A 12,529-nucleotide genomic window follows, 5' to 3' on the forward strand; every position below is an offset into this window, starting at 1 on the left:
ACGAGGGAGGGGCCGCCCGTGCGGGCGGCCTCTCCCACGGCCGTACGTGACGTCTACAGCGCCTTCAGTGCCTTCTCCACTGTCGTCGCCGCCTTGCGGTACACGGCCAGCAGGTCCAGGTCCTCGCCCGGGTAGTTCACGATCCCCACCTGGCGCGCGCCGGAGTCGGGCAGTACCGTGCCGGTCGACATGTGCACGTTGTCCAGGACGAGCGCGGGCTTCTTCTGCGACAGGCCGGACAGCTGACGCGCGGTCACCGCCTCGGGCCCGTACGTGCCGACGACGTCCGCCCCGGCCAGCTTCGCCGACCAGGCCGAGAAGACCTGGGCGACGGCGGTCGGCGCCTTGCCGTCCGGCCAGGCCTTCTCCAGATCCTTCCGCAGCCCCGCGTACGCCGTGTCGAAGGACTTGTTCCACTTCGCCGCGGCCGCTTCGGTGCCGAACAGCTTGCCGAGCCGGGTCACTTCGGCCTTCGCCCTCGCCGGATCGTTGTCGAGCTTCTCCTCGACCAGTTCCGCCTTCGACCCCGCCGCCTCCTTGATCTTCTCCGCGTACGGTTCGAAGGGCGCGTACAGCACGAAGTCGGCCTCGGCCACCGCTGCCAGGTCGGAGGGCTTGGGGTCGTAGTCGGGGGCGTGCTGCGCGGAGGAGGGGACGATGACCTTGACGTCCTTCGCCCCCGCGGCCTTGGCGAAGGCGCCCTCCCACGTGGTGGTGGCGACGACGACCGGCGCGCCGTCGTTGCCCCCGGACGCCTTCGCCCCGTCCGAGGAGTCGCCGCCACCACAGCCGGTGGCCGTCAGGGTGAGCCCCGCGCCGAGGGTCAGTGCGAGGAGGGAAGTGATGCGGTCGCGGGAGCGCGCCATGAGGTGATTCTCCGTTCGGGGACGAGATGGACGGCGAGGACGACCACGCCGGCGGTGAGGACGAGGACGGGCCCGGGCGGCCAGTCGAAGCGGAGCGCGACGAGGAAGCCGGTGAGGTTCACGGCGACGCCGATGCCCACCGCCCAGGCGGTGATGGAGGTCAGGGAGGCGCCGAGGCGCCGGGCCGCGAGGGCGGGCAGCAGCGTCAGGGCGTCCACGAGCAGGGCGCCCGTGAGCTTGATCGCCCCCGCTACGGCGACCGCGACCAGGACGAGGAGGACGAAGGTGAGGCCGTCGACCCGTACGCCGGAGGAGACGGCGAGTTCGCGGTCGTGGAGCAGGAGCGCGATGTCGCGTCGCCGCCACCAGAACAGGGCGGGTACGGCCACGGCCAGCGCGGCGAGCACCCACAGGTCGGCGGCGCCCACCGAGAGGATGGATCCCCACAGCAGCGCGAAGGCGCCGGAGGCGTTCACCCCGGAGACCGAGAGGACGAGCAGCGCGGCCGCGATGGCCAGGCTCATCACCAGGCCCATGGCGCCCGACAGGCCGTCCGGTGTTCGGGCGAGCGGCGCGACGCCCGCTCCGGCGAGCGCGCAGGCCACGAGCGCGCACAGCATCGGGTCGAGCCCGGTCAGCAGTCCGATCGCGATGCCGAGGAGCGCGACGTGCATCATCGCGAAGCGGACCGGCATGATGTCGAGCCCGACGATGACGACACCGACCACGGGCAGGCCGACGGCGGCCAACAGCAGCCCGAATCCTGCCCGTTGGACGGGGACGAGCTGCAGGAGCTCGCCGACGTCGGCCGCGGCCAGGGCATTCACCGGACCTCCCGCAGCCGGCCCGCGGCCATTTCCAGGACGCGGTCGCAGCGGTCGGCCAGGGCCCTGTCGTGCGTGACGACGACGACCGTCACCGGGAGGGCGAGCAGCACGTCGGCGGCCTCCTCCTGCCCGTCGAAGTCCAGCGCGGCGGTGGGCTCGTCGGCCAGCAGCACCCCGGCGCCCGCCGCCACGGATCCGACCGCACGCGCCAGGTACATGCGCTGGAGCTGGCCCCCGGAGAGCGTGTGCAGGGGCCGCCCGGCGAGGGGGCCCACACCGAGCTTGCGTGCCGCCTCCCCCGCCTCGGCGGGCGCGCCGCTGCTGTGCAGCAACTCGTGCGCCAGCAGGGGGAACCGTCCCGACGCGGGCTTCTGCGGGATCCAGGCGCAGGCCCGGCGCCGCCACGCCCACTCGGCCGCGTTCCCCGCCTCGCGTCCGCCGACCTCGATCCGGCCGGCGAACTGCCGGTGCAGGCCGACGACCGCCCGCAGCAGTGTGGTCTTGCCCGAGCCGTTCGTCCCGGTCATCGCCACCCGCTGGCCGGCCGCGACGTCGAGGTCGACGTCGTGCACCGCCTCGACCCGGCCGTGCCGGCAGACGACGTCACGCATCCGGACGTCCAGTCCCTCCATGCCACCTCCCTGTTCCCCTCAGCAGTCGGAGCGGAGGGGCGGTTGGTTCCCGGCGATCTCAGATCGCCGGAGGTGGCACCCGGGCCGACGTCAGTCGGCCACCGGGTAGGGCACGAACGTGCTGCTGTTCTGGTCGATCCGCAGAGCCCTGCCGAGCGGCGGTGCGGCGCGCTGCGGGCAGTCGAGGCGTTCGCAGACGCGGCAGCCCATGCCGATGGGTGTGGCGGCGGAGCCGCTGGTCAGGTCCAGGCCGTCGGAGTAGACGAGCCGGTGGGCGTGGCGGATCTCGCAGCCGAGGCCGATCGCGAAGGTCTTGCCGGGCTCGCCCCAGCCGCCGCGGTGCCGGGTGAGGGCTCGCGCGGTCCACAAGTAGCGCTGGCCGTCGGGCATTTCGGCGATCTGCACGTGGATGCGGCCCGGTGCGGCGAACGCCTCGTACACGTTCCAGAGCGGGCAGGTGCCGCCGGTGCGGGAGAAGTGGAAGCCGGTGGCCGACTGCCGCTTGGACAGGTTCCCTGCCCGGTCGACGCGGACGAAGGAGAAGGGCACCCCGCGCAGGCGGGGGCGCTGCAGGGTGCTGAGCCGGTGGCAGACGGTCTCGTAGCCGAGGCCGTGGCGGTCGGTGAGGCGCTCGATGTCGTAGCGGACCTCCTCGGCCGCCGCGTGGAAGGCGCGGTACGGCAGGACGAGGGCGGCCGCGAAGTAGTGGGCGATGCCGATGCGCGCCAGGGCGTGGGTGGGGGTGCCGGACGGGAAGTCCTCGGCGGCCTGGCGGTCGAGGGTGTCACCGTGTTCGAGCAGCGCGAGCTGGGTGGCCATGCGGAAGGCGCGCTGGCCGGGCCGCAGCCGGTTGGAGAGGTGCAGGGTGCGGGTGGCCGCGTCGAAGTGGTGCAGGCGGTCACCGGTCTCGGCGGTCATGCGGACGCCGTGGGCGTCGGTGAGCCGGGCCGTCAGGGCACGGGTGACCTCGCCGGGCCTGATGCCCAGCTCGTCGGCCAGGTGTTCGGCCGCCAGGTCGGTGTCGTGCAGGTAGTTGCGGCGGCGGTAGAAGAAGTCGCGGATCTCCTCGTGGGGCGAGCGGGGCACGTCCGGGGCCGCGCCGTCCCGGCCGTCGGCGGCCTCGGCGAGGCGCTCGGACAGGAGCTGGCTGCGGCGGCCGAGGTCCAGCAGCACCTGCGCCACGCCGGGCATCCGTGCAGCGAGCTCGGCGAGGTCGGAGGGGGAGACGCGGGACTCGGAGAGCTCCCCGACGAGTGCCTCCCTCAGGTCCGCCACGAGGCGGGTCGCGTCGCGTTCCGAGAAGAAGCCCGGGTCGACGCCGAAGGTCTCCGTGAGGCGGAGCAGCACGGGCACGGTGAGGGGCCGGGAATCGTGCTCCATCTGGTTGAGGTAGCTCGGGGAGATGGCCAGGGCGCGGGCCAGCTCGGCCTGGCTCATCCGGCGTTCCTCGCGCAGGCGCCGCAGGCGCGCGCCCGCGTAGGTCTTGCTCACCTCGTGGTCCTCCGTGGTGGGGGGGTGGAGTGGTCGGGGATGGTCGCGCGCCTGGGACGGCCGGGTCCGGCGTGGGTTCAAGTGACGGTCAGCGTACGGGATCCGGTGCGCGTCGCGACCTTCGCAACCTTGGCAATCCGGCCCTGGAAGATTCGCAGAAATTGGCAGACGTCCACGATTGATGGCACTCAGTGCCAGTGCCAGAGTCTGAGTGCGGCCCACCGGATCCCGGCGGTCGGCACCCGGTCCGGGGCGCGATTTACGCCCTGACGTCGGCGATCCCGGCACGGGCGACGATCCGCTCCCGGCTGCATTGCTCACCTTCGCCGCTCGACGGAACGGTGGGCCGCATCCCCAGAGAGCAGCGAGACACACAGTGCCACTCCAGCCCGCGAGGGCCCGGGGCATTGGCAGACGACACAGTCGAGGAGACGGTGACAGTGATGGCAGAGGCGAGGACGCAGGCGGCCGAGGAACTCGCACGGCGCTGGGCCACCGACCCCCGGTGGCAGGGCATCGAGCGCACCTTCGGCGCCGACGAGGTCGTCCGGCTCTCCGGCAGCGTCCGCGAGGAGCACACCCTGGCACGGCGAGGCGCCGAGCGGCTGTGGCGGCAGCTGCACGACCTGGACTACGTGCACGCGCTCGGTGCACTGACCGGCGGGCAGGCCGTCCAGCAGGTCAAGGCCGGGCTCCAGGCCATCTACCTGTCCGGCTGGCAGGTCGCGGCCGACGCCAACCAGGCCGGTCACACCTACCCGGACCAGAGCCTGTACCCGGCCAACTCGGTGCCCCAGGTGGTGCGTCGGATCAACAACGCGCTGCTGCGTGCCGACCAGATCGCCACGAGCGAGGGCGACGCGTCGGTGGACTGGCTCGCGCCGGTCGTCGCCGACGCGGAGGCCGGCTTCGGCGGTCCTCTGAACGCCTTCGAGCTGACCAAGGCGATGATCGCGGCGGGCGCGGCGGGCATCCACTACGAGGACCAGCTCGCGTCGGAGAAGAAGTGCGGCCACCTCGGCGGCAAGGTGCTCGTGCCGACCGCCCAGCACATCCGTACCCTCAACGCGGCCCGGCTCGCCGCGGACATCGCCGACGTACCCACGCTGATCGTGGCCCGCACCGACGCGCTCGCCGCCAACCTGCTCACCAGTGACGTCGACGAGCGCGACGCGCGGTTCGTCACCGGCGAGCGCACGGCCGAGGGGTTCTACCGCGTACAGAACGGCATGGACCCCGTCATCGCGCGCGGTCTCGCCTACGCGCCGTACGCCGACCTCATCTGGGTCGAGACCGGCACGCCCGACCTCGCCCAGGCCCGCGAGTTCGCCGAGGCGATCCACGCGGAGCACCCGGACCAGATGCTGGCGTACAACTGCTCGCCGTCCTTCAACTGGAAGGCCGCGCTCGACGACGACCAGATCGCCAAGTTCCAGCGGGAGCTCGCGGCGATGGGCTACAAGTTCCAGTTCATCACCCTCGCGGGGTTCCACTCCCTCAACCACGGCATGTTCGACCTGGCCCGCGGTTACGCCGAGCACGGGATGACCGCGTACGTCGATCTGCAGGAGCGGGAGTTCGCCGCGCAGGAGCACGGGTTCACTGCCGTGAGGCATCAGCGGGAGGTCGGCACGGGGTACTTCGATCTCGTGTCCACGGCGGTCAATCCTGCTTCTTCGACCACCGCGTTGGCGGGGTCTACGGAGGCTTCGCAGTTCCACTAGGCGCGGCGCTGGGCTTGGGCGGGGGTCTGCGGGCGGAGTCCCCCACTCCCCCAGGGGCCGTCCGGACCTCCGCCCACCGGATCTTCCGGTCACCGGGCGTTCGCGCGGGGCCTGCCCGTCCGGCGGGTGCGGGGGCGTGGGGGCTTGGCGCGCAGTTCCTCGCGCCCCTCAGGCAGTCCGGTCCTCCGCCCACTGGATCTTCCGGTCACCGGGCGTTCGCGCGGGGCCTGCCCGTCCGGCGGGTGCGGGGGCCTGGGGGCTTGGCGCGCAGTTCCTCGCGCCCCTGCGGTAGTCCGGGGCTGCCCCCCCCCATTTCCCCAGTCGTCTCTCCCACCGTCCTCTCCCCTCTCGTCCCCCGTCAGGAGATCCGATGTCCACCAGTGCTCTGACTCGTCGCCTCGACGTCCTCGCCCCGCCCGGGGAGCGTCACGATGAGATCCTCACGTCCGATGCCCTCGACTTCGTCGGGCGGCTTGTCGGGGCTTTTGCCGGGCGGCGGGTGGGGGTTCTCAAGGAACGGCGGCGGGTGCGGGACCGGCTGGCCGCCGGCACGCCGCTCGACTTCTCCCTCACCACCGCGCGGATCCGCGCGGACGACACCTGGCGGGTGGCACCCCCCGCGCCCGGGCTGACCGACCGCCGCGTGGAGATCACCGGGCCCCCTGACCGCCGTATGACGGTCAACGCCCTGAACTCCGGGGCGCGCGTGTGGATGGCGGACTTCGAGGACGCCACCTCCCCGACCTGGGACAACATCGTCGGCGGACAGCTGAACCTGCTCGACGCCGTCGAACGCCGCATCGACTTCACCACACCGGAGGGCAAGGAGTACCGGCTCGGCGAGCGGCTCGCGACCGTCATGGTCCGCCCGCGCGGCTGGCACCTGACCGAGGACCACCTGGAGTTCGACGGCGAGCCCGTGCCCGCCTCCCTCGTCGACTTCGGCCTGTACTTCTTCCACTGCGCGCGGCGCCAGATCGACGCCGGGCACGGCCCCTACTTCTACCTGCCCAAGCTGGAGAGCCGCGACGAGGCACGGCTGTGGAACGACGTGTTCGTCCTCGCCCAGGAGCTGCTCGGCATCCCCCGCGGCACGATCAGGGCAACCGTCCTCATCGAGACCGTCACGGCCGCCGTACAGATGGAGGAGATCCTCTACGAACTGCGCGAGCACAGCGCCGGGTTGAACGCGGGACGCTGGGACTACCTGTTCAGCCTGATCAAGACCTTCGGGCACCGCACGGACTTCCTCCTGCCCGACCGCGCCAAGGTCACCATGACCGCCCCCTTCATGCGGGCCTACTCCGAACTCCTCGTGCGCACCTGCCACCGGCGCGGCGCCCACGCCATCGGCGGCATGGCCGCCCACGTGCCCGGCAGGGACGAGCAGGCCGACGAGGCGGCCCTCGCCAAAGTGCGGCTCGACAAGGAGCGGGAGGCGGAGGACGGGTTCGACGGCTCGTGGGTCGCCCATCCCGCGCTCGTCCCCGTCTGCGCCGAGATCTTCGACACCGTCCTCGGCGACCGCCCGCACCAGATCGACCGCACCCGCGACGACGTGGAGGTGACGGCGGCACAACTCCTGTCGGTGCGCCGCGTCAGCGGCCCCCCTACGCCGGAAGGCGTCCGCACCAACGTCTCGGTGGCCGTGCGGTACTTCGCGGCCTGGCTGCGCGGGCAGGGCGCCGTGGCTCTCGACGGTCTGATGGAGGACGCCGCGACCGCCGAGATCGCCCGCGTGCAGCTCTGGCAGTGGCTCCGGCACCGGGTCGTCGAACGGGCCGCGGTTCGCGCGCTCTTGGCGGACGAGCTCGCCTCCCTCGGCGCGGAGTACCCCTGGGCCGACCTCGACGAGGTCCGCGCGCTCTTCGAACGCACCGCGCTGGCCAGGGACCTGCCCGCCTTCTTCACGACCGACGCCTATGCCCGCCACCTCGCGCCGCGCCCGGAGGGTCAGTCATGAGCAGAAGCATCCAGCGGGTCGGTGTGGTGGGCGGCGGCCAGATGGGCGCCGGCATCGCCGAGGTGTGCGCCCGCGCCGGACTGGACACCGTCATCTGCGAGGCGGACGGCGTCGCCGCCCGCGCCGCGCGGGAACGGGTTGCCGTATCTCTCGAACGCGCCGTTCAACGCGGCAAGTTGGACCGGATCTCCGCCGAGGACGCGCTGACCCGGATGGTCTTCACCAGCAGCCTCGACGACCTGGCCGACCGTCAGCTCGTCGTCGAGGCCGTCGTCGAGAACGCCGCGGCGAAGAGTGAGGTCTTCGGCGCCCTCGACAAGATCGTCGAGGACCCCGGGGCGATCCTCGCCACCAACACCTCCGCCATTCCCGTGATGCGTCTGGGCATGGCCACCGAGCGGGCGGACCGCGTCCTCGGACTGCACTTCTTCAACCCCGTGCCCGTCCTGCCCCTGGTCGAGATCGTCTCCTCGCTGCACACGGCCGCCGAGACGGTCTCCGTCGTGCGGGACTTCGCCGAGCACACACTGGGCAAGACGGTCGTACGTTCCCAGGACCGCGCCGGTTTCGTCGTCAACGCGCTCCTGATCCCCTACCTCCTCTCGGCGGTCCGCCTGGCCGAGTCCGGCTTCGCGACCGCGGCCGACGTGGACGCGGGCATGGAGCTGGGGTGCGCCCACCCGATGGGACCCCTGAAGCTCGCCGACCTCATCGGTCTGGACACCGTCGCCGCCATCGCCGAATCCCTCTACGAAGAGTTCAAGGAACCCCTCTACGCCCCGCCGCCGCTGCTCCGGCGCATGGTCGAGGCGGGGCTGCTGGGCCGCAAGAACGGTCGCGGGTTCCACACGTACGACCGGGGCTGAGGGGCCCGGGTCCGCCGCCGGGGGCTGAGGGGCCCGCGGCTGCCGTGAAGCGGGGCGTGGAACAGATGGGTGGTCTGTTCCACGCCCCGTCACGCGTTCGTGCGAACACGGCGAGCAGTGCACGAGCGCCGGGGAACGCGCCCTCACCATGCGGGTGTTCACGGGCCTGACCATGCTGGACACCGTCCAGGCCACCGTCGGCGAGAGCGTCCAGACCCCGGACGCCCGCACCGGGCACGAGGAGGCCGTGTACAGCAACATCGCCTTCATGCAGGCTGGTGCGCGCCCGCAGCTACTCCTCGGCGTTCTCGACCCTCGCCACCACTTCGGAGATCGACGACGCCGGTGAATGGGGCGTGGGCAACGACATCCTGCAGCAGCGCTGCAAGGCGGTCCTTCGGCACTACTACGGCGACGACCCGCTCGGTGCAGGGCTACTGCTCCGGCCGCAAGGACCAGCGCGGACTGGAGCAGCGCACGCCGGCCGAACAGCGGGCGATGCGCGACTTCACCCACGAACTCCGTCACGAGCTCGAAGCGTTGGAGCTGCGCCGCTCGGGGGAGCTGTACGAGCCGCTCGGCCTGATGGACGATGTGGCGGTCTTCGTCCGCCGCAACGCGAACAAGGCGTTGGTGAACCTCCGCTACCCGGCCCGCTTCGGCGCGGACGAGACGGAGGTCAACCCGGAGATCATCACCGCCGACGGGCGCGGCAGCCGGCCGCGCTCGTCGGCGTCCCGCAGCGCCGAGCCGACGCGCACGGCGTCGGCCGAAGCGGGCACTTCGTGGACGCGGACGGCCCAGGCCCCACGGGCGGCGGCCAAGGCGGAGACGGCGGCGGTTCCGGCGTCACGGGCACGCGCGGGTCGAGGAGTTCCCGTCACTGGATCCGCGAGCAGTGCCCCCAGGAAACGCTTGCGGGACGCGCCCACGAGCACCGGACAGCCCAACTGCGCCAGGGCGTCGATCCCCGCGATCAACTCCCAGTCGTCGTCACGGGACTTGGCGAAACCGAGCCCCGGATCGACGATCACTCGGCCCGGGTCGACACCGGCACGGACCACCCGGTCTATCTGCCGCTCGATCTCCCTCAGTACGTCGGCGTGCACGTTCTCGTAACCGGCCAGGTCGTCCATGGCGTCGGAGTGGCCTCGCCAGTGCATCACCACGTACGGGACGCCGGTCCTTGCGGCGACCCCGACCATCCCGGCATCGGCCTGCCCGCCGCTGACGTCGTTGATGAGGCAGGCGCCCTCGTCGACCGCCGCCTGTGCCACCCGCCCGCGCATCGTGTCGATACTGACGAGCGCACCGCCGGCGACCAGCCCCCGCACGACGGGGAGCACGCGCCGCAGTTCCTCCTCGCAGGTGATCCGCGTGGCGCCGGGACGCGTCGACTCACCCCCGACATCGACCAGGTCCGCGCCCTGGGTGATCAGTTCGAGGCCGTGCGACACGGCGCGGCCCGGATCCAGCCAGAGACCACCGTCGGAAAAGGAGTCCGGCGTCACATTGACGATACCCATGACGCCGCATCGCCCCCACGAAGGAAGAATGGGCTGCGGAGTCTTGTACACGCTCATACGGAGATGATGACGGATCCTGATTACCGCTGTACAGCCGGATGCTCTGTTTGTGAGCTGCGTATCAGCAAGTGGACTTCCCTCGTGCAGAGTTCATTGCGCCGATACGATGCGCATATGGCTCTCGGTACCCCAAGCACTCGGTCGGACGGCCCGGACTCGATTCGCGATCTCCTCGCCGGAGGGGACCGCTCGTACTCGTTCGAATTCATGCCACCACGCACTCCGGCGGCAGAGTCCGGACTGTGGAAGGCCATCCGGAGATTGGAGTCCCTGGCACCGACCTTCGTCTCCGTGACGTACGGCGCAGGCGGGTCGACGCGCGGACGGACGATCAACGTCACGGGTCGGATCGCGCAGGAGACCACGCTCACGCCCGTCGCCCATCTGACAGCGGTGGACCACAGCGTCGCGGAGTTGCGGAACATCCTCGGACACTACGCCGACCAGGGTGTACGTAACATTCTTGCCCTTCGCGGCGACCCACCGGGCGACCCTCTCGGCACCTGGACGCGGCATCCGCGAGGCGTGCACTACGCCGCCGAGTTGGTCAGCCTCATCAAGGAGTCCGGGAACTTCTGCGTCGGGGTGGCGGCCTTCCCCGAGATGCATCCTCGTTCCGGTGATCGTGACAGCGATGTCCGGCATTTCGTCGAGAAGTGTCGCGCCGGAGCCGATTACGCCATCACGCAGATGTTTTTCGACGTGGACGACTATCTGCGTTTCCGTGATCTCGTCGTCGCCGCGGGATGCGACACGCCCATCATTCCGGAAATCATGCCGGTGACGACCATCCGTTCTCTCCGGCGCATTCCTACGCTCTCGACCGCAGCTATTCCCGAGCACCTTGCCGACCGTATGCTCGACGCGGAAGAGGACCCCGCCGCGGTCAGAGCACTGGGAATTGAACACGCCACAGAAATGTGTCGCCGACTGATCGAGGCGGAGGCACCGGGCCTGCATTTCATGACGATGAACTTCTCCACCGTGACCATGGAGATCTATCAGAACCTGGGGCTCGGTCCCGGACTTCGGGCCTGAGCCGGGGGTACCGGCCACCGCTGCGGCGGCCGGCCCCGGACAGCGGTGGCATCAACCGCCGTAGCGCAGCGCGATCGTGTCGCCCGCCTTGATCACCGTGCCCCGGCTCGCCGCCGCGGCCGCGCCGCCGTCGATGCTCGACTTCCAGGTCGCACCACCGCTGTTCGGCTTGCTGTTCACCGAGGTGATGGCGCCGCCGCCACTGCCGGGCGCCACCTCGGTGACGCAGCCCGCGGGTGCGGCGGAGGTCTTCGCCGCGTCCAGCACCGCCCCGAGCGTGGCGGTGGCGGCGGTCGGCGTGAAGGTGACGGAGCAGACCTTGAGCGCGGTGCCGTCGTCGACGCTCAGGGCGAGGCTGGTCCGGGTGCCGGGGGTGAAGGCGGTGGTCGCCGTCCAGCGCGGAGCGCCTGCGGTGACGGGGGTCGGGGGCGCGGGCGCGAAGCCGCCTCCCGCGACGGCGCGCAGGCCGTCGATGGAGGCGTAGGCGGACGGAGTGGTGTCGGTGGGCAGGTACTTGAAGCCGCCGCCGGGCTTGAACTGCTGGGCGATCAGGAAGTCGACGGGGGTCTTGCCCGCCCGGGTGAGGAAGTCACCGGTCTGCGGGTTGATGCCGCAGGCGTTCAGCCCGGCGACGGCCCAGCCGTTGGAGTCGGTGTTGGCGCCGAACATCGCGTCGAAGGCCCCGGAGTTGTTGATCAGCTTCGACTTGAGGAAGCTCTTCGCCTTGGTGACGGCAGGGTCGGTGGCCGGTACCCCGGAGACGCACAGGGAGGCCATGGCGGCGCCGGTCATGTCGATGTCGCCGGGTGCCGCGAGCGCGTCGGGGTCGCCCTCGGCCTTGCTGAAGTTCCAGCCCCCGTCGTCGTGCTGGTTCGCGCGGACGGTGCTGACGGACCGGTCGAGCAGAGCCTGGGGCACGCGCTGGGCGCCGGACGGCGTCTTGGCACCCGCGAGCGAGAGGAGCGCGAACACCGTTCCGTTGAAGTTGCTGGGCGAACCCCAGTAGCCGGGCGCGGAGTTCTGCCAGTACGCGTAGGTGTCGGCGATCAGGTTGCGGCTCGCGGAGACCCGGGCCGGGTCGATGCCCGCCGCGTAGGCGTTGATGATGCCGCGCTCGTAGTCGGTGACCACCGGCGACGTGCCGGGCCAGCCATCGGCGGCCAGGTGGGCGCGGTACACGGTGCGGGCGTTCTTCGTGGTGTCGCCGCCCGGTGCGACGTCGACGGCCGCCGTGCCCGCCGCGGCGAGGGCTGAGAACGCCCACTCGTTGGACAGACCCGTGCCCGCGTAGGAGCCGTCGGCGCCCTGGAGGGATCTGAGGTACGTCACGCCATTCGTCTTGGACGTGGCTGTCTGGCCGGGCGTGGTGGTCGCCGCGGCGGGCGACGCGGCCAGGACGAGCACGGTGAGGGCCACGGGGACGGCCGGCAGCATACGGCGGGCAACGACGTGGGCGGAGGTCATGGCGGGGTTACTCCCGGGGGAAGGGGGCGCCGGCCGCACGTCTCCCTCCCGCCGGACGCACGTACGAGAACG

General features: G+C 71.4%; 11 protein-coding genes. 5 read left to right on the forward strand and 6 right to left on the reverse strand.

What is annotated here, in order from left to right; all coding sequences use genetic code 11:
- Window positions 1–53: 53 nt before the first annotated feature.
- The 4 genes from ACZ592_RS24745 to ACZ592_RS24760 form a co-directional block, all read right to left on the reverse strand.
- Complete coding sequence (locus ACZ592_RS24745; RefSeq protein ID WP_471583797.1) at window positions 54–866, reverse strand: metal ABC transporter solute-binding protein, Zn/Mn family; 813 nt, start codon at window positions 864–866, stop codon at window positions 54–56.
- Window positions 824–1,693 carry a metal ABC transporter permease gene (locus tag ACZ592_RS24750; protein WP_471583798.1) on the reverse strand — a complete coding sequence of 290 codons (870 nt, stop codon included), beginning with the start codon at window positions 1,691–1,693 and terminating at the stop codon, window positions 824–826. Before ACZ592_RS24750 ends, ACZ592_RS24745 begins: the two co-directional genes overlap by 43 nt.
- Window positions 1,690–2,325: an ATP-binding cassette domain-containing protein gene (locus tag ACZ592_RS24755; RefSeq protein ID WP_471583799.1), complete on the reverse strand. Its 636-nt coding sequence runs from the start codon at window positions 2,323–2,325 to the stop codon at window positions 1,690–1,692. Before ACZ592_RS24755 ends, ACZ592_RS24750 begins: the two co-directional genes overlap by 4 nt.
- A gap of 90 nt (window positions 2,326–2,415) precedes the next feature.
- Window positions 2,416–3,816 (reverse strand): short-chain fatty acyl-CoA regulator family protein, encoded by a 1,401-nt coding sequence (locus ACZ592_RS24760; RefSeq protein WP_471583800.1) that lies wholly within the window; start codon window positions 3,814–3,816, stop codon window positions 2,416–2,418.
- A 443-nt stretch (window positions 3,817–4,259) separates the two neighbouring features.
- Between ACZ592_RS24760 and aceA the strand changes: the two genes are divergently transcribed.
- The 4 genes from aceA to ACZ592_RS24780 all read left to right on the forward strand — a co-directional run bounded on the left by aceA (window position 4,260) and on the right by ACZ592_RS24780 (window position 8,718).
- Window positions 4,260–5,540, forward strand: coding sequence for an isocitrate lyase (aceA, locus tag ACZ592_RS24765; RefSeq protein ID WP_471583801.1), 1,281 nt, complete (start codon window positions 4,260–4,262; stop codon window positions 5,538–5,540).
- A gap of 370 nt (window positions 5,541–5,910) precedes the next feature.
- Window positions 5,911–7,503 carry a malate synthase A gene (gene aceB, locus ACZ592_RS24770; protein ID WP_471583802.1) on the forward strand — a complete coding sequence of 531 codons (1,593 nt, stop codon included), beginning with the start codon at window positions 5,911–5,913 and terminating at the stop codon, window positions 7,501–7,503.
- Window positions 7,500–8,369, forward strand: coding sequence for a 3-hydroxybutyryl-CoA dehydrogenase (locus ACZ592_RS24775; protein ID WP_471583803.1), 870 nt, complete (start codon window positions 7,500–7,502; stop codon window positions 8,367–8,369). Before aceB ends, ACZ592_RS24775 begins: the two co-directional genes overlap by 4 nt.
- Window positions 8,370–8,517: 148 nt before the next feature.
- Complete coding sequence (locus ACZ592_RS24780) at window positions 8,518–8,718, forward strand: hypothetical protein (RefSeq protein WP_471583804.1); 201 nt, start codon at window positions 8,518–8,520, stop codon at window positions 8,716–8,718.
- Between the two features lie 295 nt (window positions 8,719–9,013).
- On the opposite strand, the gene folP is transcribed toward ACZ592_RS24780, so the two are convergent.
- Entirely contained in the window at window positions 9,014–9,895 is an 882-nt protein-coding gene (gene folP / locus ACZ592_RS24785) for a dihydropteroate synthase (RefSeq protein ID WP_471583805.1), read from the reverse strand.
- A 174-nt stretch (window positions 9,896–10,069) separates the two neighbouring features.
- Between folP and metF the strand changes: the two genes are divergently transcribed.
- Window positions 10,070–10,993 carry a methylenetetrahydrofolate reductase [NAD(P)H] gene (gene metF / locus ACZ592_RS24790; protein WP_471583806.1) on the forward strand — a complete coding sequence of 308 codons (924 nt, stop codon included), beginning with the start codon at window positions 10,070–10,072 and terminating at the stop codon, window positions 10,991–10,993.
- Window positions 10,994–11,044: 51 nt separating this feature from the next.
- Here metF and ACZ592_RS24795 read toward each other — a convergent pair whose 3' ends face one another.
- The gene (locus ACZ592_RS24795) at window positions 11,045–12,457 is read right to left on the reverse strand and encodes a prenyltransferase/squalene oxidase repeat-containing protein (RefSeq protein WP_471583807.1); all 1,413 of its coding nucleotides are present in this window, start codon (window positions 12,455–12,457) and stop codon (window positions 11,045–11,047) included.
- Between the last annotated feature and the right edge of the window lie 72 nt (window positions 12,458–12,529).

It is taken from the genome of Streptomyces sp. NPDC040622, assembly GCF_055593965.1.

Coding starts and splice junctions, on each gene's coding strand:
- ACZ592_RS24795 (WP_471583807.1), bottom strand. CDS start 12,457: ATGACCTCCGCCCACGTCGTTGCCCGCCGTATGCTGCCGGCCGTCCCC.
- ACZ592_RS24755 (WP_471583799.1), bottom strand. CDS start 2,325: ATGGAGGGACTGGACGTCCGGATGCGTGACGTCGTCTGCCGGCACGGC.
- aceB (WP_471583802.1), top strand. CDS start 5,911: ATGTCCACCAGTGCTCTGACTCGTCGCCTCGACGTCCTCGCCCCGCCC.
- folP (WP_471583805.1), bottom strand. CDS start 9,895: ATGGGTATCGTCAATGTGACGCCGGACTCCTTTTCCGACGGTGGTCTC.
- metF (WP_471583806.1), top strand. CDS start 10,070: ATGGCTCTCGGTACCCCAAGCACTCGGTCGGACGGCCCGGACTCGATT.
- ACZ592_RS24775 (WP_471583803.1), top strand. CDS start 7,500: ATGAGCAGAAGCATCCAGCGGGTCGGTGTGGTGGGCGGCGGCCAGATG.
- ACZ592_RS24780 (WP_471583804.1), top strand. CDS start 8,518: ATGCGGGTGTTCACGGGCCTGACCATGCTGGACACCGTCCAGGCCACC.
- aceA (WP_471583801.1), top strand. CDS start 4,260: ATGGCAGAGGCGAGGACGCAGGCGGCCGAGGAACTCGCACGGCGCTGG.
- ACZ592_RS24745 (WP_471583797.1), bottom strand. CDS start 866: ATGGCGCGCTCCCGCGACCGCATCACTTCCCTCCTCGCACTGACCCTC.